The following is a 26,485-nucleotide window of genomic DNA, read 5'->3' on the forward strand; positions in this document are numbered from 1 at the left end:
TGCCCCCACATTCAAGTGGCGCCTCGCCATTGCCCTCTTCCTAGGCGCCATACTTTGGATCGCCCCCTATATGGGTGCCATCAGTGTGCTGATGCCGGCGCTTGTTGAGGACATCGCTCCGGATCAGAAGGTCGCACTCGTGGGCGTGCTGGGCATCGCTGGCGCCGCGCTCTCGTTGTTCACCAACATCGTCTTTGGTGCCCTGTCCGACATGACGCGCACACGCTGGGGCGCGCGTGCTCCTTGGATGCTCGGTGGTTCCATCGTCGGTGCCCTAGCGATGTACGTGTTCGGAACAGCGGATTCTGTTACCGAGCTCACGGTCTGGTGGTGCATCTACATGGTCGCCCTCAACGCGATCATCGCGCCCATGGTGGCCGAGATCTCTGATCGTGTACCGGTCGAGCGTCGCGGTACGGTTTCGGCCCTCTACGGCGTCGGCATCGTGATTGGTTCGGCCATCTCGCTGACGATGGCGTCCATGTTTGTGCCGAACCCCGGTGCTGGGCTGACTCTTTTCGCCGTCATGACGTTGATGTCTGCGCTGGTCTTTATCGCTGTGGCACCGCGCACCAACAACAAGGACGAAGTCCGCGAAAAGCTCTCCAGACAGCAGTTCCTGCGTTCGTTCCGTCTGCCAACCAAGGGCGCGCGGGACTTCTACCTAGCGCTGTTCGGTAAGTTCTTCCTCGTGGCGGGCACCTACGCCGTCTCGAACTACCAGTTGTACATCTTGACGGACTACATCAAGCTCGAGGAAGACGGTGCGGCCAAGATCATCGCCCTGAACGGCATCATCACCCTCATCACCGCCCTGCTATTCGGCTTCACGTCCGGTCCTTTGTCCGACAGGTTTGGCCGTCGCAAGCCCTTCGTGATCGCCTCCGCAATCGTGATCGCGATCGGCATGCTGTTCCCCCTGCTCATGCCGACCGCGTGGGCGATGGTCGCCCTCTGCATGTTCGTCGGCATCGGTCAAGGCACGTTCAACGCCGTTGATCAGGCACTTAACATCGATGTCCTTCCGGACAAGGAGTCGGCTGCCAAGGACTTGGGCATCCTCAACGTCGCGAACTCCGGCGGCCAGATTCTGGGCCCAGTGATCATGTCGATCGTCGTCACCGTGACCGGTGGTTACGTCATGGGCTTCGTCGCCGCGATCCTGCTGCTCATCGCCTCCGCCGTCACCCTCGGTGCTATCCGCAGCGTGCGCTGACACGCATCGCCCACCAATCGGCCAGAAAGGACTTCTCATGACACCCCTTCGCCTCAAGATGACACCTATTCCTCTCAATGACGCGTGGACCGTCCGCCGACCTGCAGGCCCGTTCGCCTCGGTCACGGGCGGGCCTGAGGTTCTCGGCGTCGTGCGCTTGCCACACGACGCTATGCGCGACGAAGTGCGCCATCCCGATGTCCCTGCCAAAGGCGCCGGAGCTTACTACCCCAACGGCGCTTACACCTACGAGCGAACGCTCGATGTGCCCCAGGAGTGGTGCGGCAAGTCCGTGCGGCTCGAACTGCAGGGTGCGTTCAGGCGCGCGCAGATTTTCCTCAACGACGAGTTCGCGGGCGTGCGCGCTGATGGCTACAGCCGGTTCTTCGTGGACCTCACGCCGTACCTGCGCCACGGCGAGCAGAACGTGCTCCGCATTGAGGTGCGCTCTGGGGAGGACTCGCGCTGGTACTCCGGCGCAGGTCTCCACCGTCCGGTGCTGCTCCACGTGCACGAGCCCGTCCACATCGTCGAGGACGGCATCTGCGTACGCACCGAGCGCCTCGAAGAGGATCAGGCAGTGATCGCGGTGTCCACGACGGTGCGCAACGACGAACGCGTCTCCAAGACTGTCCGAGTGCGGACAGTGATTCGGGACGATGCGGGGGTCATGGTGGAGTCTGACGACACCCCGTTGACCCTCGCCCCGGGGGAACAAGCCGACGCTCGCCAACTCTTCTATGTCGACAACCCCGCGTTGTGGGGACCGGACAGCCCTCGCCTCCACTATGCATCGGTCGCGCTCGATGAGGGCGAGCCCGTGGTCACGACGTTCGGAATCCGGACCGTCACAGTGCACCCGCGCAAGGGCTTGCGCATCAACGGCGTGCCGATCAAACTCCGCGGAGCGTGCATCCATCACGACAACGGACCACTCGGAGCCGCTGCGATCGGTCGCGCTGAGGAGCGCCGCATCGAACTGCTGAAGGAGGCTGGCTTCAACGCGATCCGCTCCGCTCACAACCCCATGTCGCCGGCAATGCTCGAGGCGTGTGACCGACTCGGCGTGCTCGTCATGGACGAGGCATTCGACATGTGGACCCGGTACAAGACTCCGTACGACTATGCGGCCGATTTCCCGGTGTGGTGGGAGGCGGATATCGAGGCGCTCGTCGCGAAGGACCGCAACCACCCGAGCGTCATCATGTACTCGATCGGCAACGAGATCGTCGAGGTTGGCACCCCCCACGGTGCAAGGAGGGCACGTCGCCTCGCCAACAAGGTTCGCGCGCTCGATCCGACCAGGCCAGTCACGAACGGCGTCAACGCGCTCCTCGCGGTACTCGACGAGATGCCCCGATTCGTCGAGGAACTGGGTGGCCTCAACGCGCTTATGGCCGACAAGAACGCGATGAACACGGTGGGCTCTACCGATGCCGCTGGCGCGCGCATCGAAGAGTCTTCGTCCGTGTTGGACGTACTGGGACTCAACTATGCGGAGTCGCGCTATGCCGCAGACTGCGATGAGTATCCGCACCGCGTGATCGTGGGATCGGAGACCTTTGGGCCGGAGATTGGGCGCCTATGGCCGCTCGTGCTCGAAAGCCCCAACGTCATCGGCGACTTCACCTGGACCGGCTGGGACTACCTCGGAGAGGTAGGCATCGGCTCCACCATGTACGCGGACGATAGTGCCGCTTCGGGCCAGCTTGAGCGCGAGTTCCCCTACCTCACCGCCCGGTGTGCGGACCTGGACATCACGGGTGCGCGTCTGCCCCTTTCCTATTACCGCGAGACTGTGTTCGGGTTGCGTACCGAGCCGTTCATCGCGGTGCGCCGCCCAGCCCACCACGGCGTCGCGATCGTCAACCCGTCCTCGTGGGCGTGGAGCGACTCGGTGTCCTCGTGGACATGGCACGGCTACGAGGACAGGCGCGTGACCGTCGAGGTCTATGCCGACGCCGACGAGGTCGTGCTGCAACTTGACGGCGAGGAAGTTGCCCGCGCGACAGTAGGGGAGGAGCGACCGATGCTGGCGGTCCTCGAGACCGCGTACCGACCCGGCACGCTCGTCGCGATGGCCTATCGAAACGGTATCGAGACCGGTCGCACTGCCCTCACGACGGCGAGCGACGCAACACTCACCGCGGCCGCAGACCGGACCGCGCTGGTGGACTCCGATGACGACCTCGCGTACGTCGCGGTGGAGCTGCGCGACACCACAGGCGTCTTGGTGACCGATCAAGACCGAGAGGTCACCGTGACGGTGAGCGGTGCGGCGGTTCTCGCGGGCATGTGTAGCGCAAACCCTCGCACCGAGGAGCGCTTCGATGCATCCACGTGGAGTACCTTCGACGGCCGCGCGCTCGCCGTGGTGCGTCCGGCGGGGGCGGGAGTCGCAGAGGTCACTGTGACCGCTGAAGGGCTCGAGCCCGTGACCATTTCGCTGGACGTAGTAGCGCGTCCGTAGCGTTCAGTCATCGCTTGCCAGGCGCCCCACGGATCATTCACGGGGTGCCTGGCAAGTTGGCCCGCGGGACTCGAATACAGTGGCGGGGTGATCTCCGTGCTGAGGAACCTCGCGATCGCCATCGTCGGCGGCGTGGCCCTCGCTTCGTCGTTCCCTGATCTGGGCTGGTGGCCCATGGCCTACGTGGCGCTGGCGCTCCTGTGGCTCGCACTGGTCAGTGCTAAGGCGTGGGGTGGGTTCTTCTACTGCTGGGTCTTTGGCACCGTCTTTATGCTCCCGCACGTATGGTGGGCGTACACCTCGGTGGGAGCAGTTCCCTGGGTGGCGCTGAGTATCGCGTCGGGGCTGTTCTATGGCCTTTTCGGCGCCGCGTGGGTGCACGTGCGTCGCTCGGGCGTGCTGCGCGGCAGTGCGTGGCTGGGCGCGCCCGCGTTCGCACTCCTGTGGGTTGCGATGGAGCAGCTGCGCTCGATCGTTCCCTTCGGCGGCTTCCCGTGGGGCCGGCTGGCGTTTTCGCAGATGGACTCCGCGGCCGCGCCGCTGGCCTGGGTGGGCGGCGCGGCGCTCGTGTCGTTTGCCGCGGCGCTCATGGGTGCGCTGATCGGTGCGGGTGCAGAGTCGCTGATGCGGCGCAAGTTCGTCACGGGATTTGCGGCGCCGCTGGTCGGCATCGCCGTGATCTGTAGCGGCATGCTTGTTCCGCTGGACACCCAGCCCACCGACGGCGAGAGGCTGCGCGTGGGCGTGGTCCAAGGCAACGTCCCCAACGAGGGACTGGACGCCTTCTCTCAGGCCCGCCAGGTCACCAAGAATCACCGGGATGGCACCCTCGCACTCGTCGAATCCGACCCTGGGCCCATCGACCTGGTGGCATGGCCGGAGAACGCCGCGGACTACGACCCGCGGACAGACTCCGAGTCGGCGGCGATGGTGACCGAGGCGGCCCAAGCCGCGAAGGCTCCCGTACTGCTGGGCACGAACGACTACACGCCAGAGGACGGCCGCTACAACACCTCGCTGGTGTGGACGCCAGAGGGCACGGTGCTCGACACCTACAACAAGCAGCGTCCCGCCCCGTTCGCGGAGTACATTCCGATGCGCGAGATTGCCCGGAAGTTCTCCGCGGAGGTGGACCGGGTCACGACGGAGGTGCTACCGGGTGACGGCCCCGCCACCGTGACTGTTCCCATCGCGGCTCTCTCGCGCGCCGTCACCATTGGCACAGTGATCTGCTTCGAGGTCGCGTATGACCCGATTGTCACCGCCTCGGCTGCGGCGGGCGCGGAGCTCCTGGTCGTGCAAACCAACAACGCCTCTTTTGGTGAGACCGCCGAGTCCACTCAGCAGTTGGAGATGAGTCGCCTGCGGGCCATCGAGACGGGCCGTTCTGTGGTCCACGTGTCCACAGTGGGGGTGAGCGGCATCATTGACGCGACCGGCCGGGTCTTGGACTCCACCGAGCTGTTCACTGCGGACCAGATGTACGCCTCGGTCCCGCTGCGTGACACCCTCACTCCGGCGGTGCGCCTGCGGTGGTTCTGGGAGTGGCTTCCGCTCGCGGGCGCCGTGTTGTTAGTAACCGCCGCGGTGTCCCGCCGCCTGTCCGATAGGTACGACTGGTGAGTCGCATTCTCGTCATCATTCCCACATACAACGAGCGAGAGTCTCTGCCTCGCCAGGTCGACGCGGTGCGCGCGGTGTGTCCGGACGCCGACATTTTGGTGGCTGATGACGCGTCTCCAGACGGCACCGGCGCATGGGCCCAAGAACGCTCGGAGGCCGACCCGCAGGTGCATGTGCTGCACCGGTCGGGAAAGCAAGGCCTAGGCGCGGCCTACCTTGCTGGCTTTTCCTGGGGCCTCGAACGCGGCTACGACGTCCTGGTCGAGATGGATGCTGACGGATCGCACCGGGCCCAGGACCTGCCCCGCGTGCTCGCCGCTCCCGGCGACTGGGACCTTGCCATTGGTTCGCGATGGGTCAGTGGTGGGGCGGTCGAGAACTGGCCCGCGCATCGGCGCTTGCTCTCGACGGGAGCCAACACCTACGTCCGGCTAGCCCTGGGGATCCCCGTCAAGGATGCGACAGCTGGCTTTCGCGCCTACAAGGCCGATGCGCTACGGGCCTTGGCTTTCGACCAGGTCGAGTCGCAGGGGTACTGCTTCCAAGTCGACATGGCGTGGCGAGTGCTGCAGGCTGGCGGCACCGTCGTGGAGGTGCCCATCACGTTTGTGGAGCGGGAACTGGGCGCGTCCAAGATGTCGGGCGCGATCATTCGCGAAGCGCTGATCAAGGTCACCGTGTGGGGCATGAAAGAACGCGCGACGCAGGTGCGTCGCGCGTTCGTCAAGAGTTAAGCGTCAGCCGATTCGTCCGGCCCTGAGGAGCTCGAGCCGCTCGTCGAGGAGGTCCTCAAGTTCGGCGATGGTGCGGCGCTCCAGGAGCATGTCCCAGTGCGTGCGTGCCGTCTTCTCGTCTTTCACCTCGGGCTGTTCGCCGTCGCGCAGCAGCGCGAGCGCGCCGCAGTGGCACTCCCACGACAGCGGCACATCGGCCTCAACTGAGAACGGAAAAGTCAGCACGTGCCCGTTGGGGCAGTCGTAGTGGACGTCGCGGCGTTCGGCCAGTTCGGCGTTCCCCGGTGTCTCCATGCTCTGCGTTCCTAGACGCATTCCGCGCAATGCTCGATCAGCCATGTCAGCCTCCCTCATCCGTGCGGACGGGGTGGTGTCCGCGTGTGGGGAACGTCCCTGGTGGCGCTTATGTTCCCTGTGCGCTTTTCTCAGTCACGGGAATGGGCGAGGCCCAGGAACTCGTCGCAGGTGGAAACAGTCGTGGCCGCGCCCACAGCGCCGCGTGGCCGCCCCGATCGCTGTCACGCGAGCAGATCCGCCAGGAGGCCCTCTACCCTGCGCCGAATCTCATCGCGAATGGGCCGCACTGCCTCAATTCCTTGACCCGCCGGATCCTCCAGAACCCAGTCCTCATACCTCTTGCCAGGGTAGTAGGGGCAAGCGTCGCCGCACCCCATGGTGATCACGGCGTCAGAGGCCATGACAGCGTCGGGGGTGAGAACCTTGGGCTGTTGCTCGCGGATGTCGATGCCCTCTTCGAGCATGGCTGCGACGGCGATCGGATTGATCTCATCCGCGGGCATCGATCCTGCGGAGCGCACCTCGACCCGCCCTGCGGACAAGTGGCGCATGTAGCCCGCTGCCATTTGGGAACGTCCAGCGTTGTGAACACAGACGAAGATCACGGATGCGGTGGGGGAAGCCATAGGTTCAGCCTGGCGCAGTAGATTGATGCCTGTCAATATTGATGAGTGGCGATCTTAGGCCTAGGCTCGGGCCATGGCACACGACGACAACCTGCTGGCCGACAGCAACGTGTGCACGCCCGGAACGCCGCTCGTGGTTCCCGCTCCCGTGACCGCGCAGACCGTGGCGATGTTCAAGGCGTTGAGCGACCCTACTCGCGTGCTTATCATCCAGATCCTGAGTGCAAACGGGTGGGTGTGCGCGTGCGACCTCGAGTCGCCGTTGGGGCTCAGCCAGCCAACGGTGTCGCACCACCTCAAGCAGTTGGTCTCGGCAGGCCTCGTCCTGCGTGAAAAGCGCGGCACCTGGGCGTTCTACAGCGTCAATGCACCGCAACTCGCCACCGTGGCGCCGCTGCTGACGCCAGCGCCGGCGACCTGACGGCAGGCCGCTAGCCTCGCGCGGCAACCCGTGCGATCCACCGCAAGCCCTCGTCCGCGAGGCCTAGCACCGAGATGTGGCCAGCCCCGTCGATCACTCGTAGCTCCACGTCCACCTCTGCCTCGCGAAGCGCACTGTCAAGCCAGTGCGCATGACCTACGGGCACAATGCGATCTGCCTCGCCGTGGATCAGCAGGACCGGGGCCTCAATGGCGGTGGGTTCGACGCCCCATTCGTGGACATACGCCAGGTCGTCGTCCACGGCGCCGTCGAGATCGTCCGGCCCGCAGGCACTTGCGATGCGGCCCAGCCACTCCCACGGTCCGTCGAGCGCGGCGAGATCCGGGAAGAGAAACTCGGGGTCGTAACCCTCGTCTTCGGCGGCACGGCGTTGTTGCTCGCCCTGCTCGGCAGCACCCAGCACCCGCCGGCCCGAGGCGATCATCCCGTCGTACCAGTCCAGGCCGTCGGCGGCTCGCGGCGCCATGCCCGCCACCGACACCACCGCGACGACACGCGGATCCGACGCGGCACACGCGAGCGCATGCGGCCCTCCGCCCGAGTAGCCCAGCACACCGTAGCGGTCGAATCCCAGGGCGTCCGCCGCATCGGCCACATCGTCGGCGATCTCGCCGATGCGCCTGCCGGGCAGGCGCTCGGAGCCTCCATAGCCGGGACGGTCCAGGCCAAGCAGGCGCATGCCGAGTTCGTCGGCAAGTGCCAGCAGGGGAGCAGGCGGCTCGCCGATGCCGGGCGTGCCATGGTGCCAGAACACCGGGAGCGAGGGGCCCTGCCCACGCGTGCCAGCGTCGTGCAGGCGCAGAGTTCTCCCGTCGGAAGCGGTCAGAGTGCGGGTCTCGATGCCCATGAACGGAGCCTAGCGAGCACTGGTGACAATGGCGAGGCTCAGCCGCGACGGGACCCCGCCGCCACCGAAAGGGGAGCGAGGTCACGGGGCTCTCCCGCATCGGCGCTGTCGCTGGGCACGCCTGGGGCGATATCGACTGCCTTGCTCGGGCGAGCGGCCAAGGCACCGACCGCGACCGCGCCAAGAATGACGACCGCGCCGACCATCTGCATGGGCGCGAGGGCCTGGCCGAGCACGATCCAGCCCAGCGCACCCGCCGTCAGCGGCGTGAGGAAGCTGAGCAAACTCACCTGGCTCGCGGGCAGGCGCAGGATTCCCGAGAACCACAGCAGATAGGCGATCGCGGTGCCGGGAATCGCGATCCAGGCGTATCCGAGCAGATTGACCGCCGTCAAAGAGGCGGGCAGGCCCTCCGTCAACAAGAGCGGCACCAGGAGTACGGCGCCGCCTGCGACCAACTGCCAACCAGTGAAGGTCAGCAGCGGCACCGGCCGGCCCCACTTCTTGGTGAGCATCACTCCCGCTGAGGTGCAGGCGGCGGCGCCGAGGCCAGCGACCACGCCCCACGCGTCAAGGCTGACACCAGGGGTGAATACCAGCATGCCCACGCCCACGACGCCGGCGCCCGCTGCCACCCTCGCGACGGGTGCGACCCGTTCGCTGAGCACCACTCCCGCGAGCAGTGCAGTGACGAGCGGGTGGACGGCGGCCAGGGTGGAGGCGATGCCGCCCGGCAAGCGGTAGGCCGAGACAAACATGAGAGCGAAGAAGGCGCCGATGTTCAGGGTGCCCAGTACCGTGGCCTTCCACCACCAATCGCCCTTGGGCAGGGCACGCGTGAACGCGAGAATGGCGAGGCCGGCGGGGAGTGCGCGCAGGGTTGCGGTGAGCAGCGGCCTGTCGTCGGGGAGGAACTCGGTGGTGACGAGGTACGTCGTTCCCCACACGATGGGGGCGATCGCCGTCACAGCGAGGGTGCGGGCAGTGTTCATGTCGGGGAGCCTTCGTCGAGAAATCTTGATATCAAGATATCAGACACTTCTCGACGTCAAGATATTCCCGATGGCAAGATGTGCCCATGACTGATCGCGCACCCGACATGATCGACGTCTTCATGGACTCGTGGCGGCGCGAGCGGCCCGACCTTGACATCGAGGCGTTAGCGATCATCGGCAGGCTGTCGAGGTTCGCAGGATTGGTGCAGGACCGCCTCGACGCAGTCTTCGCTGAGCACGGCATACAGTCGTGGGAGTTTGACGTGCTCGCCGCGCTGAGGCGGGCGGGGGAGCCGTATGAGCTCACGCCGGGAGAGCTCGACCGCGCGCTGCTGATTACCTCAGGCACCACGACGCACCGAGTGCAGCGCCTCGAGGAGCGCGGGTTTGTCACGCGCCGCAAGGATGACCATGATCGCCGCGTGGTGCGCGTGCGCCTGACAGATGCCGGGCGCGAGGCTCAGGCGCTGGCGCACACGGCCCACGCCGAAAACGAGACCCGAATCGTGGCTGACCTCGAGGCGGGGGAGAGGGCTGCACTGCTGGACGGCCTCATCGCCCTAGGCCGGATTTTGGGAGACACCGACCTACCCGCGGATCAGCGCCCGCGATAAGGCTCTGTGCTCACAGACCCAGGTACAGACGGAGCGCATCGTCGACACGCACTCTCACGATGAAAATGGATCCATTTGACGGGTTGCTGTAGTGGCAGGCGAGGCGTGGCCGCGCCATGTGAGGGTTGCTGCGCGCGTGGCCAGGTCGAGGTCGGCGGCGTGCAGAAGAAACGTTATGTTAAGTTGCGCGTACATCTCAAGGAAGGCTGATTCGGGAGTGTGGCCAAAGCGCTCAAGGATCGCCCTGCGCTCGACGGCTTCGAACGAGCGTTCGTGGAGAGCCTCCATGGCATCGACGTTCGCAAACGACGCCAGGTAGTCGGCTATCGCGGCCTCGGGTGCCACGTCAAGCGCTCGAAGCAGGAACGCCGCGAGCAATCCGGTCCGGTCCCAGCCAGCGCTGCAGTGAAACAGGATGGCACCGTCGGGCGCCTGCGCGAGCACCTCGAGCACCGCGCCCAGCCGATGCGGCAGTTCACGCAGGTGCGCGCCGTAGTACAGCGGCGTTCCCCAGCGGCCATCCGCCTCGAACGGGCGCCAGAACTCGGCCTCGTCGCCGTCCAGGTCGACCTGCACGCGCGTGATCCAGCGAGGAACGTCACCTGAGGATTCCCCAGGACGACGCAGGTCAACCACGGTGGCGACGCCGTAGTCACGCAAGGCACGCCAACCGGCCTCGTCGATGCGGTCGAGCCTCTCCGCGCGCACGAACGCGCCCCACGGCGTTGTCGTGCCATCAGCTCGCTCCAGGCCGCCCAGGTCGCGGACGTTGGCCAATCCAGAGACGGTCAGTGGCTCACGCATGTTCAGAGAGTGGCACACACGTGCCCCCATCGACGCCACTGTGCGGCACGCCGATAATGTGCATTATGTCAGATAGGCGCTCTCGCGCCCAAAGACTCTCGCGGCCTCCGTTGCCCCGCTGGCAGGGTCCTCTAGGTAAGAGACGGCCGAACGCGCCGGTCCCACGTGCGCGAAGCCGCCAGGAAGGCCGCAGGGCCAATGACCGGCACTACGAGCATCACCAGGAACCACCCGAGCTGAACCGACTGACTGTCGGCCCTGACCCGTGCCCAGCGCACGATGCCAGCGATGAGCATGCCCAACGCGGCGAGCGTCAGGACCACCCAGAGGACGTCGTAGGAGGAGGGAACCAGCGGAGTCGGCTCCATCGCACTACTCCTGTCCCATTTGCGACAGGCTCTGAAAGGAGTCGAGCGCATCCTGCATGTAGTCCGGGCACAACATGAAGGCGAACATCGCACCAAACATGGCCGATGTAGCGGTCACCTGTGCGGCCGCCATCGCATCCTCGTCGTCGCTGAGACCGGCCTCGAAGCCCAGCCCGAGGGCCTCGCCAAAGGCAGTGCCGAACGCCTCTTCGTACGCCTGTCCCCCGTCGACGGCGTTGCAGACGTTCCAGCCGTACTCGAGCACCACGGCGGCATCCATCTTTACGGCCTCGCCGCCCTCGACAGCACTCTGTTCGGCACCCTGTTCGGCCAGCGACACCAACACGATCTCTTTGCCTACCCGCGGCAATGGTGACACCACCGCGACGAGCGCGTCGCTTTGATCTGCCGAGATCGCGTTGCCGCTGTCGTCGGAAGCCGTCACGGAAGAAAAGTCGAAGCTGCCTGCTACGTCCTCCATGTACTGCGCGCGCTCCTCGGAACTGAGCGCCAGCGCTGGTGAGTCGGCGGCCTCCCAGTCGTCGCCGGGGTTGGCCGCATCCACCTCAGCTGCAAAGGAATCGCCGGCGGGACCCTCGGGCTCCGCCTCGCCAGTGTCCTGGGGCGCCGTGGCACCGTCAGTCGACTGCTCGCCTTGCACGCCATCGGTGGGCGCCACGCTGTCGTCAGCGGGCGTGGAGCACGCGGTGAGCGCAAGGCCAAGCAGGAGGGCAACAGGAAGGGCAAGGCGGTGGGTCATCGAGGCTCCTCAGCGTTAGGATCCTCGACAACCTATCGGACAAATGCCCCTGGCACCAGGGCCCTCACGGCCCTACTGATCAGGCTGCTAGACCGCCGCGACCGCTTGCAGTTCCGTCGCCACGCGCGATGCCCAGTTGCGCACCGCAGACATGTCGCGGAAGTCTCCGCGCGGCGGGTTGAGCGCACGAATAATGGCCTTCTCCCCCACGTTCAGACGGTCGTAGTCGAGCGCACCCGGGAAACGCTGGTGCTTGCGGGCACCGACGTCGCGAGCGAGAGCGTCGGCCTCGTCCAGGCGCTGGCCGGGACGGACCACCGTCTCCATGCCACACGAGAACATGTACACCTCGCGCCGGCGCAACTCGATCATGTGATCGCGCACCAACTCAGAGGCGTCGCGACGCCACAGCCCGCCGTACACAGCGCTGCCGACCACTACCGCGTCGTAGTAGGTCACGCTGAGGACGTCACAGGCGTCCTGCACATCCACTTCGAATCCTGCTTCTTCAAGCGTCGAGGCGACGACACTGCCGACCTCGCGCGTCGAGCCGTACTTGGAGCCAGTAGCGACCAGAACCTTCATGACAACCTCCCAGGTGAGAACATGACCAGTCTCCCCTGGTGCGAAGCGCTTCACAGGGGACCTACGTCCCCACGATCCACTCCCCCGCCCTGGGTGGCGAGCACGCCACGGCCCTCGAGCAATGACGGCAAATAACCTGGTAAAGAGGTCCTAAAGGACAGAAGCGCCGATGCGCCTGTCAGCTCGCGTTGGAGCGTTTGGCCCGCCGCATGGCCAGTTCGTCGACCTGCTCGCCGGGCGTGTTGACGCCATCGACGCGGTCGGCCGGCAACGAGGACAGCGAGCCCTCAAGTTCGCGCCAGACCTTACCCAGCGCGATACCAAAAACTCCCTGTCCACCCTGCACCAAGTCGATGACCTCGTCGTCGGAGGTGCACTCATACACGGAAGCGCCGTCGGACATGAGCGTAATGCGCGACAAGTCCTCGACGCCGCGTTCGCGCAGTGTGCTGACGGCCGTGCGGATCTGCTGGAGAGACACGCCGGAGTCGAGCAGTCGCTTGACCACCCGCAGGACGAGGATGTCGCGGAAGCCATACAGCCGCTGCGTACCCGAACCAGTCGCAGACTTCACCGAGGGCTCCACGAGGCCGGTGCGAGCCCAGTAGTCGAGCTGGCGATAGGTGATGCCGGCTGCCTTGCACGCGGTGGGCCCGCGGTAACCCGCGTTCTCGTCGAGGTGCGCGAGCCCGTCGTCGAAGAGGATGCCCTGGTCCCGCACCGGGGTCACGTCCGGACCGCCCTGCTCAGCCATAGCCTCTCCCTCTTCCATCCTGATCACCACCGTAGAGCGGCGTCCCCTTGCGGTCAACGCGCCCCGCCGATGTCGCTGGGACCTCGGCGTCCTGCCTGTCTATCGGTCGATTCCCACGTGGACACAAGCCGAGAACAGCGCGACGGCCGCATCGGCACGCGCCCGGACAATCGCATCGGCGCTTGCGTCGTCGCCACGGCTACGGCGCGGCCGCGCCGCGTCTTGCGCCAGATCGGCCTCACGAGAGGCCGCACGGGCAAGCGTCGTGAGGGACCGTGGGTCGCCGCCCGCATCGAGATAGGCCGCGCCGGCGGTCGCCAGTGGAATGGCCGTGCCCTCGAACCGGCCGGGGCCTGTGGGTGAGATAAGCCCGGCACCTACCAGGGACTCGAGTCGTTCGCGAGTGACGCCAGCCGCATCGGCCAGCTGCCCGAGCGTAAGCACGGCAGCGCTTTCGCCCACGGCACGAGGACCGACCGCCAGGTGCACGCGACCTGCGTCAAGGTCAGCGAGTTGGCTCGCAATGGCCTGGAGGGGCAGGTATTCATCCCGCTGACGGCGTAGCACGAACCTCAGCCGCTCGACATCGGCGACGGAGTACTGGCGGTAGCCAGAGCCGGTCCGATGCGGGCTCACCAGTCCATTGCTGTCAAGAAAGCGCAACTTGGACGGGGTGAGCGCCGGGAACTCGTGGACGAGTTGCGCGAGCACGTCGCTCACACGCAGCTCCGGGTCATGGGAAAGCTGCTGAGGCCAGGGGGTGCCCGGCGTCGCGGCAACCCTGTCGAACTCGTCTCCGGGTTCGACTGCCCTAAGCGCTGCCATCAGGTCAGCCGGCAGATCCGGGGTAGAAGGTCATGCGGTACTTGCCGATCTGAACCTCGTCGCCCGCGTGGAGCTCGGCTTCGCCGACGCTCTGGCGGTTCACATACGTGCCGTTGAGCGACCCCGCGTCCTGCACGACAAAGCGCTTGCCTTCTCGCACGAACCGAGCGTGCTCGCGGCTCACGGTGACGTCGTCGAGGAAGATGTCCCCCGACACTGAGCGGCCCGCCGTCGTGACATCGACGTCGAGCAGGAACCGGGCACCGAGGTTGGGGCCGTGATGAACGATCAGCAGGGCGCAGTGCTCGTCGAGCGCGTCGACGGCTGCCTGGTCCTGCGGGGAGATACGCGCCGGTGCGTGGTCATCAGGAACGACGTGCGCGTCGAGCGACATGGTCCGCTCTACAGGACTCTCATCGAACGTCATGACTCCTCCTTCCGCTGGTCGAGACTGGTGTAGACCCCATCATCCTAGGCCGCTAGCAGCCCGGTTGGCAGACTCGCCGCGCCCGGCTCCGGGCAGACGCGACCTGACGTCGCGGACGTACCCGAGTCCTGCAGCCCAGTACAGGCCAGCGGCGATGTAGGTAGCGATGACCGCGCCAGCGTGGATGCCGTCCCAGCGTTCGAAGGCCAGGAATGCCACCGGCAGAACGACATAGAGCATCGCCGTGGCCGTCTTGCCGATGAAGCTCACCTCTGGCGGCTTCAGCCCCTTGGCCTGCCCGATCACCAACGCGATGGCGACCATGAGATCGCGGCTGAGCAGGATCGCGACCAGCCACCACGGGATGATGCCGCGAATGGCGAAGCCCACGACGACCACGGCGGTGAGCAGGCGGTCGGCCGCGGGGTCGAGCAAGCGACCCAGTTGCGTCACCTGGTGCCAGCGGCGTGCCAGGAAACCGTCGAGGAAGTCGCTGATCCCCGCCAACGCGAGCACGATGATGGCCCACAGGTCCTCGCCCGCGATCAGCAGCCATCCGAAGACGACGATCAGGCCGATGCGCACGAAAGAGACGATGTTCGGCACCGTCCAGACGTTTGCCAACACCGGTTCGTCTCGCTCCACCGACGCCTTTTCCTCCACCTGTTCACCCACGAGGGGCGAGTCTACTTGTCCTCGCCCTCCTGAGCGATGACCTTGTCGACCGTGGCGGCGGCGATCCGGGTGGCCTCGTCCTCGCTCGCACCGCGGGCGAGCTCCTTCGCCTTGATCTGCTCGAACTTGTAGCGCCGGGTGTCCATGGCGTTGTCCTCGGACATGTGTTGCTCCTTCCGTCGATGGTGTCAGGCAGGGACTTCCCTCAGCCTAGGGGGCGAGGTCAAGCCGTGCTCAGCGCCCGAGTGCCTTGGCAAGGTCCTTCTTGTTCATGCGCGAACGACCCTTGACGCCGCGCCGCTTGGCTTCGGCATACAACTGGTCCTTGGTCGGGCCTTGGGCGCCACTATGCGAGCGAAGCCCGCCTCGTCGGCCACTCGAGATGTCGTCAGTCGAAGACTTGGAGGCGGACTTCGACTCGCCGTGACGGGCTCGCTCCTTGTTGACCGTGCGTGCGGCCAACTCCTCGGCCTCATCCTTGTTCATGCCGCGTTGCTTGGCGCTGTCGCGGACGTGCTTGTACTGACGATCGCGCTTGGCGCTCCACTCTCGGGGTGCCATGGCTGTCACCTTCCTCTTCTCTGGGCCGCGGGCGACCGTGCCCACGTCGGATGCAACCCCGAGCCGCGGCGCGGTGTTCCCCCTCGCTGTCTACGTGGAGGAAACGGACGCGAAGCGCGGCCCCTGAGGCGGCTGAGCCTCGGCAACGACGACTGCGACCGCCTCGCCCACCGGCACGGGCGTCTCGCACGGCCCCACCACCGGCGGCTCGCGTAATTGCACTGTGGTCCGGTCGATCCCGACCGCCTCAAAGACGTGCCCTTTCCAGCCCCGGAGCACCACCGACTCGAGCGCATCGACACAGCGGCGCTCGACGTCGCCCGCGAGAGCAGCGCCGCGTGCGGTGTCTTGCGCGGCCCGCTCAAGTCCTGCGCGCGCCCAGTCCTGGAGCGCGCGGCCGGTGAACGCCGACAGCGCGGCCTCGGTGGCATATCGGTCGACCAAGCGACGTAATGGTGCTGTCACGTGCGCGTACGGAGCGGCCAGCGCGCCATGGGTGGCGGGCGAGGGCACCGGAACTCCCGCAGCGACATCGAAGGCCGCCCAGCGCGCGCCGCGGAACAGGCGCGTGGCCGCAGTGAGAAAAGCCAAGCCCGACGGCGACTGAGGGTCCACGGCGCGCAAGATCTCGGCATAATCCGCACCCGCGGGCCACACGATCCCGAGTGCGAGCGCCTCGCGTCGGAGCGCGTCGAGTGCCTCCTGGCTCGCAGGTGGCATGGTGCGCAGCACGCCTGCGCCGGCACCGACCATCGCCTGTGCGGCGACGGTCCCAGTCGCGAGGGATACTTGGGCGTTGTCATCCTCACACGGCAGCGCGGCTCGCAACGTGAGATAGAAGCGCTCCTTGCGTGAATCCACCTCTTGCTCGGGCTTGGGAAGCGTCACTCCCCCGGCGCGGCTCACGCCCAGGCGTCTGGCATCGCCGACCTCCGCGAACAGGGTTCGCAGTTCACTCGTGAGCTCGTCGGCTCCGGCATGGACCTCGGCGTACGTCAGTTGCCTCCGCGAACGGACCCACACACGTTCGAGACCGACCAACGCAACGGCGCCATTGGGGTCGATGTCGAGCGTCCACAGCACTGCCTTGGTGCGCTGCCCCTCCAAGAGCGAGGCATGCGCCTCGCTCATCTCAGGGGGGTGCAGGCCGATGCGCCGGTCGGGGCAATACAGCGTGACTCCGCGCGCGTGTGCGAGGTCGTCGAGCGCACTTCCAGGTGTGACGTGCGCCCCCACGTCCGCGATCGCGTAGCGCACCCGCCAGCCGCGCGCGTGACGCTCGACGTGGACCGCCTGGTCCAAGTCCCTGGAACCGGGAGGGTCGACCGTCACGAAGGGCACGTCGGTGGCGTCTCCGCGCGCGTCGGGGATGTGGCCGGGATCGGACTCGGTGGCGGATTCGAGCGCCTCTCGCAGCGCTGCGTCAGGCGCGACAATTACCGCACCCGAGGACGTCAGCGCGTGGTCGATGTACGGCGCCACCTCGTGGTGCGCCGCCCCAGCATTGCGCCGAATCCTCATGGCAACCCTGTTTCTAGTTTGCGACCGGCGAGTACGTGTCGTAGCTCGCGATCAGCGTGCGGATCCGCGCGAGCGCGTCAGCGTCGAGCCCGGCGTCGCCCGTGACTTGCTGGAGAGCGTCGACAGCGAGATTGCCGTACTTGTGCCCAGCGTCCTCGGGCACGGCCGTGCTCAGGATCAGGTCGATGACGCCCTGGAAGGCGGTTACCGCGGGGATCCAGCGCATGTCGTCCGCAACTTCCGGTGAGCGCTGGCCCGCCTTGAGCCACTCGGGTTCGCGCCACACGACACTCGGACCAATCCAGACCACCGGGTCGGTGCCGTGTTGGAGGTAGGCAATCTGCTTGCCCTCCCAGGCTGCGCTTGGCGCCCGAAGATCGTCCGCCTGCGCCGCCCAACGCACATGAGCGCCGTCGTCGAGAACCGGAAGGGTGTACGGACTGCCCGCGTCGCGCGCGTTCTGGAACCCTTGCCAGACCGGCGTGAAGCTCGGAGTGCCAGCCAACACCGCCGCATCAACGTGCTCCAACAGGTCGTCGCCGTCGGTATAAGCCGCCTGGACTCCGAACGAACCCAGGCTCAATCCGTAGACCACCAGCTCGGGTCGGGACTCCTCGGGAAGCGCCTCCCACCATGTGGTGACGGCATCGATCAGCGCTGTGGTGCCGTGCTGCGACAGTTCAGGCGTGAGGATCGCCGAGATGGGGCTTCCCGTGGCGCCGTACTGCATCGCCACCAGCGCGGTGTCGCCCGCGTGCAGGTATTCGAGGCCGTCGATCGCTGCAGGATCAAGCCAGCCGGACCCTGTGGTGCCGCCAATCATCAGGACTGAACGCTCCGCAGCACCGGTGCGCTCAAGTTCTTGTACCGCGAGCGCTGCGCGTTCTTCGAAGGATCCGGGTGCATCGATGCCGACGTAGACGCGGATCGGTTCGAGGGCGTCCAGACCCGTCACGGCCTCAATCTGCGCAACCGTGGGGCCGCCGCCCGCAATCTTGGCGCCCGCTTGACCCAGGTGTTCCCACGCCACCAGGCTCTCCTCACTGCCCGAGCGCAGCGGGCTCGTGGGCTGCGGATAGGCAGGGTCGTAGGACCGATTCGCTTGCACCGATGCCGCCGTGAGCAGCCACGACAACGCTGACAGCGCGAGCGAGAAGCACACCAGCATCGCGACCAAGGTCAGGCCCCCCGCAACGGTGCGGTACCGCAGCGTCGCCCGATCGCCCGGCAACCACCGCACCGCAAGCCGATGCAGGGCGCGCCATCCGCGCGCCACTCCCCTGCCAATGGAGAAGGCCAGGGTCGCCGCCAGCCCAAAGAAGATAGCCCCCCATAGCCAGTCAAAGCCCGATACCAGGGACGATCCGACCGCCTCACGCACCGAGTTCTGCCACTTGATCGCGAGAGGCATCATGGCCGCCACGCCCGCGAGACCGATCAGAGTCACGATCCACCACGATGCCTCGGCGCTGCGCGGCAAACGATGGCGCGAGATCACCACGGCGAGCCGCCAGAGGCCCACTCCCACGCCGTAGCCCACGGCAAAGGCAAGCCCCGACACGAGTCCCTGGCCCCAGTTGGGACGCGGCAGCAGTGACGGGGTGAGCGAGGCCAAGACGGCCAGCAGGCCGACGACAGCTCCAGCGATGTCCAGGCTGTGGGGAGAGCGCACGAGTTTCATCGAGACTCCTTCGAGGCGTTGGTCCGGGACCACAGTAGCGGGCGCCGCGATTCCGCGGTGGGTCGTTCACCAGCGGGCGCTCACCGAGGTGCCAGGAGGGATGCCCGCAGGCGGGAAGCGGGCCTCCAGGGAGCGCCGTATCGGTGCGCGGTCACGCTGACGGCCTGCTCACGCACAAAGGGGATCAACTCGCGCTCGGGCGCTGCGGTCACGTCTCCGTCATAAACGTATAGTTGCGCGTTGCCGCGCCACAGTGGCGCTACGGCACCGACCATGCGCACGCGCCCCTCGTGGCGAGTGACGACACGCTCGAGCGCCGCCGAGTCCGGCTCGACTTCCACCACGACCCCTGCCCGCTCGAGCGCTCCGCACACGCTCGTCGCTGGCGCACGATCCGCGGACAGCACTCTTGACGTGCCGGCCCTGACCATCGCCGCACACACGCGCAGCGCATCGTCGACGTCCACGCCATCCCAGCGCACGAGTGTGGGCGCGGGAACGTAACGCAGAACGTTGAGTTCGGCCGCCAGGCCTGAAGGGTCGTGGCCGCGCCGGAAGACGTCCTCCCACGCCTGCGCATCGGCCGCAATAGCCTCGGCCACCCAAGGGCCGCGAGCTTGCTCTCCGAGCGCACGGAGGGCCTGCCCATGCGGAGGCGACGAAATGACGGAAGTGCCGGGCGCATCGGCCCTGACCCAACCGCACAGGGATGCCACATAGTGAGGCCCTCCGGCCTTGACCGTGGCACCCACGGTCGAACGGCGCCATCCCCCGAAAGGCTGCCGCCGGACGATGGCGCCCGTGGTCGCACGGTTCACGTACAGGTTGCCGCACGGCACCCGGTCAAGCCAGGTGTGGATCTCCTCGGTATCGAGACTATGCAGGCCGGCAGTGAGCCCATAGTCGATGCCCTCGACGAGCGTCAGTGCCTGATCAAGGCTGTCGGCGACCATGATCCCGAGCACGGGACCAAAGCACTCGGTGCGGTGGAAGAAGCTGCCCGGTGTGACGCCCGCGCGGATACCGGGCGTCCACAACGCGGCGCCGACGGATTTGGGTTTGAGCCACCACTCTTCGCCGTGGTCAAGCGCGGTCAGCGCTCTGAGGAGTTTGCCCTCGGGCGGGGCGATGACGGGCCCCATCTGGGTCGCCGGGTCGGTGGCGACGCCCACGGTCAGTGCGCGGGCTGCGTCGAGGATTAGACGCTTGAGCCGAGCAGAGGTGCCTGCGGAGCCCACAAGGATGGCGAGCGAAGCCGCCGAGCACTTCTGGCCCGCGTGACCAAAGGCGGACGCCACGAGGTCCCGGGCTGCCAGTTCGTAGTCGGCGCTTGGGGTGATGATCATCGCGTTCTTGCCCGAGGTTTCGGCGAACAGCCGGAGCCCTGGGCGGACGTCCAGGAGGTGCTGGGCCGTCTCGTACGCGCCCGTCAGAATCACCTGGTCGATGCGCTCGTCGGCGATGAGGCGGTCCCCAAGCTGCGCGGGGTCTAGATCCACCAGCGTGACGGTGTCACGGCTCACGCCCGCGTCGTCGCACGCGTGGTGAAGCACCTCAGTAAGCACCGCGCCACAGCGACGGGCCTCTGTCGCTGGCTTGAGGACCACGGCTGAGCCGGCCGCCAGCGCGGCAAGCGTCGACCCTGCCGGGATGGCGACCGGAAAGTTCCATGGCGGCGCCACGAGCGTCAGAGGACGTGGAACCGGTGTCGCGCCACTCACGCTGTCCAGGTCCTCGGCGCGTGCGGCGTAATAGAGGGCGAAGTCGACTGCCTCGGAGACCTCGGGGTCAGCCTGGTCGACGGTCTTGCCCGTCTCGCTTGCCATCACCTCCACGAGCAACTCCCTCGAGCGCTCCAGCCGCGAGGCCATCGCCCTCAGGAGTCTGGCGCGGTCCGCGACGCAAGCGCGCGACCACTGCTCGCCCGCTGCTCTGGCACGTCCCACGACGGCGTCGAGCGCCGTGGCGTCGGTACACGATGCGGAGTCGGCGGTGGCGATCCCCACGTGGGAAGAGGCGGCCCGCGCCAACGCGGCGAGCATCCTGGCGCGTGCCTGGGGGTTGGCCGGGTCGGCGTCGGGGGTGTTGCGGAAGTTCTCAGCGGCCAGTGCGGTCCCGGTGTCCGACGTCCTCGCAGCGCCGATGCGGTGGCTGGCCGTCGCTGGTGGCCTCGTCGCACGCTCCGCAGACTCGCGGAACCGCGCCCACTGTCCGTGGTCGCCGGAGGGCCGGTCGATCAACTCCTGTGCGTGGGCGAGGAAATTGCCGGGATTGGCCACCTCTTCGAGCCGGCGCACGAGGTACGCCAGCGCGACGTCGAAGTCGCGGGGATCGACGGCGGGCGTGTACAACCGGATGCGCCCCACGTCCCGAGCGATGGCCTCTCGCAAGCCTGATGCGAGGCCCAGGAGCATCTCCACCTGGACGGAGTCGGTGACCCCGCGCGCGACGGCCAGTTCCCATGCGTACGCGAGGTCGAAGACGTTGTGCCCGGCCACTCCGACGTGCAAGACGGCGGCGCTGTCGGGTTCGAGCGCGCAAGCGAGCAGACGCTTGTACTGCGCGTCTGTCTCGGCCTTGGAGTGCCACGTCGCGAGCGGCCAACCCCGCAACTCGGACTCGACCCGCTCCATGGGCAGGTTGGCGCCCTTCACGATGCGGACGCGCAGGCCCACGCCCCCGCGCCGCTCACGTTCGCGGGCGAGCTCCTGCATCCTCGTCAGCGCCGCTGCAGAGTCGGGAAGGTAGGCCTGAAGGACGACGCCCCAGGGACGATGGAGCAACTCGGGGTCGCGCACAAGCCTGGCGAACACCTCAAGCGTGACCTCAAGGTCGCGGTACTCCTCCATGTCCAGGTTGATGAACGTGCCATGGCGAGCGGCGATGACGTACAGCGGTCGCAAGCGCGCCACGATGGAGTCCACCGCGCCGTCGACGTCCCAGTGGCTGTGAGGCGCCACGGCTGCGGAGACCTTCACCGAGACGTAGTCGACCTCGGGTGCCTCGATCAGTTCACCCAGAGCAACGAGACGCCGGTCAGCCTCCTCGATGCCGAGCACCGCCTCACCCAAGAGGTTGACGTTGGCGTCGTACCCCTGGCGTGCCAGTCGACGCAGCGCCGCCACACGCGGACCCGGACGCGCGTCCACCACCAGGTGGCCCACGAGCGAGCGCACGGTCCGCCGTGCCGTGGAGACGATGGGGCCAGGCAACGCGGCCCCTACCAGGCCGCCGAGCCGTAGGCCCTGCGCGAGGTGCCAGGGCAAATACTCCCCCGCCTGACCACCCAGGCGACGCATGGCGCGGGCAGCCACCCGCGCATCGTCCGGCCTGACGATGCCATCGACGGCTTGCGTGAGAAATCCCAGCCCGCCGGGGGTGGCGAGCGCCCGCTCGAGCACCCGGTCGCCGCGTGTGGGGCGCGACGCGCCCGCACTCTCGAGCCACCGTCGCGCCCGGTTCAGCACCGCATCCGTGTCGAACATTGACGACGGCATCGCAGGGGTAGCCATCAGGCCAGTGTGGAACGACCGCGCTGATCAGTCCATGGGTGCGAGGGAGTTGGGTGAGTTGTCGGCGGTTGCCCCACGCACCATATGCGTCGCGCCGGCCACAGCGGCAGGCATGAAGAACACCGCTCCCAGCGGAATCAGGAACAGCAGGAACACGCTCGCTCCGAACCCGACCGCCTGGGCGCGGCGCGGCTTCAACACGGCGCGTCGCTGCGACAGCGGCACAATGCCGCGCCTCGCCAGCGGGTAGGCCGTCAGCTCGAGCGTGAGGAACCAGCCGCCGAAAGCCGCGCCCAGGCAAAACGCCGTCAATCCGCCGATCACCGGGATGAGTCCGATCAGGAACAGTCCGATGGCGACGGGGATGCTCAGCGCCGCGATGCGTAAGGCCTCCCCCACCCCGCGCCAGGTGCCCGCCCACACGGACTCCTCCGGATCGCTGCCCTCAAAGCCGTGTGCGCGGTCGACCTCGCGTGAGAGCTTCTCGAAGAACGGCTGACCGATGAGCAGCGTCACGGCCGTGAACGTGTAGATGCCCACGACGGCCGCCGCACCCAGGACCGCGAGCGCTGCGACCACTTGCACAGCGTCGGCCCACCAGCCGTCTCCACTGACAAGGGCTCCCGCGATCGCGCCGCTGATGTCGACGATCCGCGAGATCAGCACGACCGCGCCAGCGCCGAAGATCACCAGCGTGATGACACCCGGAATGAGGCCCCACAGCATCAACCGAGGGTTAGCGCCCCAGGTACGGACACCCTTGAGGGCCATCGCGACTCCGCGCGAGAACTCCTTGGGCAAGGAACGACCGCCCGCAGACTTCTCCATGGACCGCATGCTAGCGGCGCTTGTCCGCACCATGGGAGAGGCGACCTATCCTGGCCGTACCGATGCCACCCGAGGAGCTGCACCGCGCCATGACCTCCGTCCAACTGAGCCACGCCCGTCTGCCCGGACACGACCGCCTGGTCGACCTGGCCATCGCCGACGGAGCGATCGTCGATCCCGCCTCACTCCCGGCCGATGCAGAGCGTGTCGACCTCGACGGGCGCTGGGTCATCCCCGGGCTGTGGGACCACCACGTGCACTTCACCCAATGGGCGATCGTGCGGCGCAGGCTCGACCTCAGCGGCGCGCGCAGTGCACAGGCAGCGGCCCACACTGTCGCGGCACGCCTGCACGCGGAGATGGCGGCGCTCGAGCCGCTCATTGGGTTCGGCTACCGCGACGCGATGTGGGATGACGAGGCGACATTCGAGTTGCTGGACGCCGTCGCACCCACGCGCCCCGTGGTGTTGCTGTCCGGTGATCTGCACGCCTGCTGGGTCAATACGGCGGCACGCGATCGCTACGGCCTCAGTGAGGCGGGCGTGGTCAGGGAAGACGAGGCCTTCGCACTCCAGATGCGCCTCGAGAAGGCCACCGCCGAGGACGAGCTGGCGGCAGTGTCGGAAGCCGCCTTCGCCGCAGCCTCGCGCGGCATCGTCGGGATCGTGGATCTCGAGATGGGCGGCAACCTGGCGAACTGGACCGAGCGGATGACGCGCGGGCTGCGGGCCCTACGCGTCCGGTCGGGCTTCTACCCTGCGGAACTCGACGAACGCATCGGCGCCGGGTGGCGCACCGGCGACATGGTGCCCGGGACTGACGACATGCTGACCATCGGACCCCTCAAGATCATCACGGACGGCTCGCTCAACACGCGCACCGCTTACTGCCACGACACCTACACGGGCCTGGACACGCGCGGCGTACTCACCGTGGCCCCAGAGTTGTGCGAGACCTTGCTCGAGCGCGCACACGCGCACGGGTTCCGCGTCGCAGTACACGCGATCGGTGACGCCGCCGTGACCCATGCCCTCGACGCCTTCGCCGCCACCGGCGCTCGCGGCACCATCGAGCACGCGCAGTTGGTACGAGACATGGACCTTGCGCGGTTCGGTGAGCTGGGCGTGGTCGCCTCCATCCAACCCGAGCACCTGTGGGACGACCGCGACGCGACGGAGCGCATCTGGCCCGACCGTGCGCATCGGGCGTTCCCCTTTGGGGCACTGCGCGATGCGGGCGCAGCGCTGGTGTTGGGCTCAGACGCCCCCGTGGCACGTCTGGACCCGTGGCGAGCGATCGCCGCCGCGGTCACGCGTACGGCCGATGCGCGTGAGGCTTGGCACCCCGAGCACGCCCTGACGCGGCGTCAGGCCCTTGCCGCGAGCAGCCCCCACTCGCACCTCACCCCGGGATCTCCCGGTGACCTGGTGGTGCTCGAGGCGGACCCGCTGACCTGCAGCACCGCCGAGCTCGAACACATGCCCGTGGCGGCCACCCTGGCCGCCGGTGCGTTCACACACCGGCGGCTCTAGGGTCGCCGTCGCTAGGCGCGGCGGCGGATCGCCAAGGCTCCTACGCCGGCAAGCACCAGCACACCGGCGAGAGCGGTCATCGCGGTGACATGCTCCGCTCCCGTCGCCGCAAGGGCGTCCGAGGCGTCGGTGCCGTCAGTGCTGTCGGTGCTGTCGGTGCCGTCAGTACCTTCAGTGCCATCCGTACCGTCCGTACCGTCAGTGCCGCCCTCGTCGCCACCGTCAGTGCCGCCCTCGTCGCCACCGTCAGTGCCGCCCTCGTCGCCACCGTCAGTGCCGCCCTCGTCACCACCATCGGTGCCGCCCTCGTCACCACCATCGGTGCCGCCCTCGTCGCCACCGTCAGTGCCGCCCTCGTCGCCACCGTCAGTGCCGCCCTCGTCGCCACCGTCAGTGCCGCCCTCGTCACCACCATCAGTGCCGCCCTCGTCACCACCATCGCCACCATCGCCACCGTCGTCGGCCAGCACACATGCCAGGCTGCCCTCGAAGGGGTAGGCGTGGAACTCCGAGCCGCTACCGCCGTTGGTGCCCTGGTGCACCAGGTCGCCGGCGGTGTAGATGCGACCGTTGAATCCGGACGCGCCGAGGTTGGCCTGGGAGGCGGAGCTGCCGATCAGGAACGAGCCCGGGTACTGCGAGGCGCCACCGATCGAGATGTCCGTCGCGGTGGGGATGTTCCACAGCACGCGCGTGGTGAAGGAGAGCCAGTCCTGTCCGGGGCCGTCGCCTTCGAAGTTGGTGAAGGTCGTGGAGACCTGGTCCCCGGTGAGGTTGATCAGGACCGTCGCGTCGTCCGCGATGTTGGCAAACCGCACTGTGGTGGCCACATACGCCGCACTGGGCAGCTCGAACACCTGGAGTGCCGCGGAACCGTCTCCTGTGAGGACGAGCTCGCCCCCGGTTTGAGCCACGGCACCCTGGTAGACCTCGACAACGCCGGCCGCGTTGCGCGCTTGCGTGACACCCGCATCGGACAACGGCGCGTAGCACCCCTGCGAGTACTGGGCGATCGACCCCTGCTCCCCAAAGAGCGAACTGAACGCGGCCAGTCCAGCAAACGGGCTCATGTCACGGCTCGACGTGGCGGTCGTCACCGTGTAGCCCGACAGCCCGGCCAGGGACAGCAGCTCGTTGAAGTAGTCGCCGCGCAGATGCGGTGCGCTCGGATCGGTGTTGCCCAGGTTGCCGAACGCTCCCCCGCTCCATGACGGCACCTGGAAGTTCTGTGCACCGGCCATCGCCAGCAAGCCGTACCTGTGTTCGCCGTTCACCAGCAGACCCATCGACACCGACTGGGAGGCCTCGACGGTCACGTCGCCGGCGGCGAGCAGCATCGGGGCACCGTCCTCGGGCGTCACATAGGAGCCTGCACCGACGACGCCAACCGAGTAGCCCTTAGTAAAGAGCACGTCACCGACAACCGCCAGCAGTCCCTCGGTTTCTGACGACCCTGCGCCGGTACGGAAGTCGCCACCCACGACCACATTGGCCGCGTTGTCGACCCCCTGGAACGCCGAGTAGATGTTCGGGGCTCCCCAGGTATTCGCCGAGCAATCCGTCAGGCCATAGGCGGGCTCGCAGTCTCCCCAGTTACCCCCCGAAGGGTTGGGTCCGGGGAGGATACCGGTGGCCCCGGGAAGGGGGGCGTCCGGAGCGAGGCCGATGGCCGGGGCGCCAATCATGGCGGCGCCCGCGAGGGCGAGAGCGCCCGCAGACGCCAGGACTCGTGTGGGCATACTTCGTAAGGACATGTGTGTGCAGCTCCTCAGCTTGGTGGTGCGACCT

The 26,485-nt window shown here is 67.3% G+C and carries 26 protein-coding genes; 7 read left to right on the plus strand and 19 right to left on the minus strand.

Annotated elements, in window-relative coordinates; genetic code table 11:
• Positions 1–70: 70 nt before the first annotated feature.
• The 4 genes from ACK5NO_RS08790 (at position 71) to ACK5NO_RS08805 (ending at position 6,043) form a co-directional block, all read left to right on the plus strand.
• Complete coding sequence (locus tag ACK5NO_RS08790; RefSeq protein WP_416812293.1) at positions 71–1,216, plus strand: MFS transporter; 1,146 nt, start codon at positions 71–73, stop codon at positions 1,214–1,216.
• Between the two features lie 37 nt (positions 1,217–1,253).
• Entirely contained in the window at positions 1,254–3,686 is a 2,433-nt protein-coding gene (locus tag ACK5NO_RS08795; RefSeq protein WP_416812294.1) for a glycoside hydrolase family 2 TIM barrel-domain containing protein, read from the plus strand.
• Between the two features lie 87 nt (positions 3,687–3,773).
• Complete coding sequence (gene lnt / locus ACK5NO_RS08800) at positions 3,774–5,309, plus strand: apolipoprotein N-acyltransferase (protein ID WP_416812295.1); 1,536 nt, start codon at positions 3,774–3,776, stop codon at positions 5,307–5,309.
• Complete coding sequence (locus tag ACK5NO_RS08805; protein ID WP_416812340.1) at positions 5,303–6,043, plus strand: polyprenol monophosphomannose synthase; 741 nt, start codon at positions 5,303–5,305, stop codon at positions 6,041–6,043. Before lnt ends, ACK5NO_RS08805 begins: the two co-directional genes overlap by 7 nt.
• Before the next feature lie 3 nt (positions 6,044–6,046).
• Here ACK5NO_RS08805 and ACK5NO_RS08810 read toward each other — a convergent pair whose 3' ends face one another.
• Together ACK5NO_RS08810 and ACK5NO_RS08815 are read right to left on the minus strand one after the other, a co-directional pair.
• Positions 6,047–6,382: an RNA polymerase-binding protein RbpA gene (locus ACK5NO_RS08810; protein ID WP_416812296.1), complete on the minus strand. Its 336-nt coding sequence runs from the start codon at positions 6,380–6,382 to the stop codon at positions 6,047–6,049.
• 179 nt (positions 6,383–6,561) lie between these two features.
• On the minus strand, positions 6,562–6,966 hold the full coding sequence (locus tag ACK5NO_RS08815) for an arsenate reductase ArsC (RefSeq protein WP_416812297.1): 405 nt from the start codon (positions 6,964–6,966) through the stop codon (positions 6,562–6,564).
• A gap of 73 nt (positions 6,967–7,039) precedes the next feature.
• Between ACK5NO_RS08815 and ACK5NO_RS08820 the strand changes: the two genes are divergently transcribed.
• A complete protein-coding gene (locus tag ACK5NO_RS08820; RefSeq protein WP_416812298.1) occupies positions 7,040–7,387 on the plus strand; it encodes an ArsR/SmtB family transcription factor in 348 nt (115 codons plus the stop codon).
• 10 nt (positions 7,388–7,397) lie between these two features.
• Here ACK5NO_RS08820 and ACK5NO_RS08825 read toward each other — a convergent pair whose 3' ends face one another.
• Together ACK5NO_RS08825 and ACK5NO_RS08830 are read right to left on the minus strand one after the other, a co-directional pair.
• A complete protein-coding gene (locus tag ACK5NO_RS08825; RefSeq protein ID WP_416812299.1) occupies positions 7,398–8,255 on the minus strand; it encodes an alpha/beta hydrolase family protein in 858 nt (285 codons plus the stop codon).
• A 38-nt stretch (positions 8,256–8,293) separates the two neighbouring features.
• Entirely contained in the window at positions 8,294–9,247 is a 954-nt protein-coding gene (locus ACK5NO_RS08830; protein WP_416812300.1) for an EamA family transporter, read from the minus strand.
• Between the two features lie 86 nt (positions 9,248–9,333).
• Here ACK5NO_RS08830 and ACK5NO_RS08835 point away from each other — a divergent pair, with 86 nt between their 5' ends.
• The gene (locus ACK5NO_RS08835; protein ID WP_416812301.1) at positions 9,334–9,864 is read left to right on the plus strand and encodes a MarR family winged helix-turn-helix transcriptional regulator; all 531 of its coding nucleotides are present in this window, start codon (positions 9,334–9,336) and stop codon (positions 9,862–9,864) included.
• Positions 9,865–9,918: 54 nt separating this feature from the next.
• Here ACK5NO_RS08835 and ACK5NO_RS08840 read toward each other — a convergent pair whose 3' ends face one another.
• From ACK5NO_RS08840 to ACK5NO_RS08905, 14 genes are all read right to left on the minus strand, one after another.
• The gene (locus tag ACK5NO_RS08840; protein ID WP_416812302.1) at positions 9,919–10,668 is read right to left on the minus strand and encodes a tyrosine-protein phosphatase; all 750 of its coding nucleotides are present in this window, start codon (positions 10,666–10,668) and stop codon (positions 9,919–9,921) included.
• A 131-nt stretch (positions 10,669–10,799) separates the two neighbouring features.
• Positions 10,800–11,036 (minus strand): PLDc N-terminal domain-containing protein, encoded by a 237-nt coding sequence (locus ACK5NO_RS08845; protein WP_416812303.1) that lies wholly within the window; start codon positions 11,034–11,036, stop codon positions 10,800–10,802.
• A gap of 4 nt (positions 11,037–11,040) precedes the next feature.
• Complete coding sequence (locus ACK5NO_RS08850; RefSeq protein WP_416812304.1) at positions 11,041–11,796, minus strand: hypothetical protein; 756 nt, start codon at positions 11,794–11,796, stop codon at positions 11,041–11,043.
• A gap of 87 nt (positions 11,797–11,883) precedes the next feature.
• On the minus strand, positions 11,884–12,381 hold the full coding sequence (locus ACK5NO_RS08855; protein WP_416812305.1) for a flavodoxin domain-containing protein: 498 nt from the start codon (positions 12,379–12,381) through the stop codon (positions 11,884–11,886).
• A 178-nt stretch (positions 12,382–12,559) separates the two neighbouring features.
• A complete protein-coding gene (locus ACK5NO_RS08860; RefSeq protein ID WP_416812306.1) occupies positions 12,560–13,135 on the minus strand; it encodes a MerR family transcriptional regulator in 576 nt (191 codons plus the stop codon).
• 99 nt (positions 13,136–13,234) lie between these two features.
• A complete protein-coding gene (locus ACK5NO_RS08865) occupies positions 13,235–13,960 on the minus strand; it encodes a MerR family transcriptional regulator (protein WP_416812307.1) in 726 nt (241 codons plus the stop codon).
• A 4-nt stretch (positions 13,961–13,964) separates the two neighbouring features.
• Positions 13,965–14,387, minus strand: a complete 423-nt coding sequence (locus ACK5NO_RS08870) for an FHA domain-containing protein (protein WP_416812308.1) — start codon at positions 14,385–14,387, stop codon at positions 13,965–13,967.
• Between the two features lie 39 nt (positions 14,388–14,426).
• Positions 14,427–15,062, minus strand: coding sequence for a CDP-alcohol phosphatidyltransferase family protein (locus tag ACK5NO_RS08875; protein WP_416812309.1), 636 nt, complete (start codon positions 15,060–15,062; stop codon positions 14,427–14,429).
• An 11-nt stretch (positions 15,063–15,073) separates the two neighbouring features.
• Positions 15,074–15,226, minus strand: coding sequence for a hypothetical protein (locus ACK5NO_RS08880; protein ID WP_416812310.1), 153 nt, complete (start codon positions 15,224–15,226; stop codon positions 15,074–15,076).
• A gap of 70 nt (positions 15,227–15,296) precedes the next feature.
• On the minus strand, positions 15,297–15,623 hold the full coding sequence (locus ACK5NO_RS08885; RefSeq protein WP_416812311.1) for a plasmid stabilization protein: 327 nt from the start codon (positions 15,621–15,623) through the stop codon (positions 15,297–15,299).
• Between the two features lie 90 nt (positions 15,624–15,713).
• Positions 15,714–17,144, minus strand: a complete 1,431-nt coding sequence (locus ACK5NO_RS08890) for a ribonuclease catalytic domain-containing protein (protein WP_416812312.1) — start codon at positions 17,142–17,144, stop codon at positions 15,714–15,716.
• Between the two features lie 13 nt (positions 17,145–17,157).
• Positions 17,158–18,825 (minus strand): alpha/beta-hydrolase family protein, encoded by a 1,668-nt coding sequence (locus ACK5NO_RS08895; RefSeq protein WP_416812313.1) that lies wholly within the window; start codon positions 18,823–18,825, stop codon positions 17,158–17,160.
• Between the two features lie 80 nt (positions 18,826–18,905).
• On the minus strand, positions 18,906–22,337 hold the full coding sequence (locus tag ACK5NO_RS08900; protein WP_416812314.1) for a proline dehydrogenase family protein: 3,432 nt from the start codon (positions 22,335–22,337) through the stop codon (positions 18,906–18,908).
• Between the two features lie 27 nt (positions 22,338–22,364).
• A complete protein-coding gene (locus tag ACK5NO_RS08905; RefSeq protein WP_416812315.1) occupies positions 22,365–23,165 on the minus strand; it encodes an EI24 domain-containing protein in 801 nt (266 codons plus the stop codon).
• An 89-nt stretch (positions 23,166–23,254) separates the two neighbouring features.
• Here ACK5NO_RS08905 and ACK5NO_RS08910 point away from each other — a divergent pair, with 89 nt between their 5' ends.
• Entirely contained in the window at positions 23,255–24,697 is a 1,443-nt protein-coding gene (locus ACK5NO_RS08910) for an amidohydrolase (RefSeq protein ID WP_416812316.1), read from the plus strand.
• A gap of 11 nt (positions 24,698–24,708) precedes the next feature.
• Here the strand turns inward: ACK5NO_RS08910 and ACK5NO_RS08915 are convergent, their stop codons facing one another.
• The gene (locus ACK5NO_RS08915) at positions 24,709–26,436 is read right to left on the minus strand and encodes a choice-of-anchor A family protein (RefSeq protein WP_416812317.1); all 1,728 of its coding nucleotides are present in this window, start codon (positions 26,434–26,436) and stop codon (positions 24,709–24,711) included.
• Positions 26,437–26,485 lie beyond the last annotated feature (49 nt).

This window comes from Demequina sp., from assembly GCF_047975725.1.
GTDB lineage: Bacteria > Actinomycetota > Actinomycetes > Actinomycetales > Demequinaceae > Demequina.

What these genes read in the sequence shown, in the direction of transcription:
- ACK5NO_RS08850 (WP_416812304.1), bottom strand. Translation starts at nt 11,796, where the DNA reads ATGACCCACCGCCTTGCCCTTCCTGTTGCCCTCCTGCTTGGCCTTGCG.
- ACK5NO_RS08885 (WP_416812311.1), bottom strand. Translation starts at nt 15,623, where the DNA reads ATGGCACCCCGAGAGTGGAGCGCCAAGCGCGATCGTCAGTACAAGCAC.
- ACK5NO_RS08910 (WP_416812316.1), top strand. Translation starts at nt 23,255, where the DNA reads ATGACCTCCGTCCAACTGAGCCACGCCCGTCTGCCCGGACACGACCGC.
- ACK5NO_RS08865 (WP_416812307.1), bottom strand. Translation starts at nt 13,960, where the DNA reads ATGGCAGCGCTTAGGGCAGTCGAACCCGGAGACGAGTTCGACAGGGTT.
- ACK5NO_RS08810 (WP_416812296.1), bottom strand. Translation starts at nt 6,382, where the DNA reads ATGGCTGATCGAGCATTGCGCGGAATGCGTCTAGGAACGCAGAGCATG.
- ACK5NO_RS08830 (WP_416812300.1), bottom strand. Translation starts at nt 9,247, where the DNA reads ATGAACACTGCCCGCACCCTCGCTGTGACGGCGATCGCCCCCATCGTG.
- ACK5NO_RS08815 (WP_416812297.1), bottom strand. Translation starts at nt 6,966, where the DNA reads ATGGCTTCCCCCACCGCATCCGTGATCTTCGTCTGTGTTCACAACGCT.
- ACK5NO_RS08795 (WP_416812294.1), top strand. Translation starts at nt 1,254, where the DNA reads ATGACACCCCTTCGCCTCAAGATGACACCTATTCCTCTCAATGACGCG.
- ACK5NO_RS08790 (WP_416812293.1), top strand. Translation starts at nt 71, where the DNA reads ATGGGTGCCATCAGTGTGCTGATGCCGGCGCTTGTTGAGGACATCGCT.
- ACK5NO_RS08880 (WP_416812310.1), bottom strand. Translation starts at nt 15,226, where the DNA reads ATGTCCGAGGACAACGCCATGGACACCCGGCGCTACAAGTTCGAGCAG.
- ACK5NO_RS08905 (WP_416812315.1), bottom strand. Translation starts at nt 23,165, where the DNA reads ATGGAGAAGTCTGCGGGCGGTCGTTCCTTGCCCAAGGAGTTCTCGCGC.
- ACK5NO_RS08915 (WP_416812317.1), bottom strand. Translation starts at nt 26,436, where the DNA reads ATGCCCACACGAGTCCTGGCGTCTGCGGGCGCTCTCGCCCTCGCGGGC.
- ACK5NO_RS08900 (WP_416812314.1), bottom strand. Translation starts at nt 22,337, where the DNA reads ATGGCTACCCCTGCGATGCCGTCGTCAATGTTCGACACGGATGCGGTG.
- ACK5NO_RS08825 (WP_416812299.1), bottom strand. Translation starts at nt 8,255, where the DNA reads ATGGGCATCGAGACCCGCACTCTGACCGCTTCCGACGGGAGAACTCTG.
- ACK5NO_RS08840 (WP_416812302.1), bottom strand. Translation starts at nt 10,668, where the DNA reads ATGCGTGAGCCACTGACCGTCTCTGGATTGGCCAACGTCCGCGACCTG.
- ACK5NO_RS08895 (WP_416812313.1), bottom strand. Translation starts at nt 18,825, where the DNA reads ATGAAACTCGTGCGCTCTCCCCACAGCCTGGACATCGCTGGAGCTGTC.
- ACK5NO_RS08820 (WP_416812298.1), top strand. Translation starts at nt 7,040, where the DNA reads ATGGCACACGACGACAACCTGCTGGCCGACAGCAACGTGTGCACGCCC.
- ACK5NO_RS08845 (WP_416812303.1), bottom strand. Translation starts at nt 11,036, where the DNA reads ATGGAGCCGACTCCGCTGGTTCCCTCCTCCTACGACGTCCTCTGGGTG.
- ACK5NO_RS08855 (WP_416812305.1), bottom strand. Translation starts at nt 12,381, where the DNA reads ATGAAGGTTCTGGTCGCTACTGGCTCCAAGTACGGCTCGACGCGCGAG.
- ACK5NO_RS08870 (WP_416812308.1), bottom strand. Translation starts at nt 14,387, where the DNA reads ATGACGTTCGATGAGAGTCCTGTAGAGCGGACCATGTCGCTCGACGCG.
- ACK5NO_RS08860 (WP_416812306.1), bottom strand. Translation starts at nt 13,135, where the DNA reads ATGGCTGAGCAGGGCGGTCCGGACGTGACCCCGGTGCGGGACCAGGGC.
- ACK5NO_RS08835 (WP_416812301.1), top strand. Translation starts at nt 9,334, where the DNA reads ATGACTGATCGCGCACCCGACATGATCGACGTCTTCATGGACTCGTGG.
- ACK5NO_RS08890 (WP_416812312.1), bottom strand. Translation starts at nt 17,144, where the DNA reads ATGAGGATTCGGCGCAATGCTGGGGCGGCGCACCACGAGGTGGCGCCG.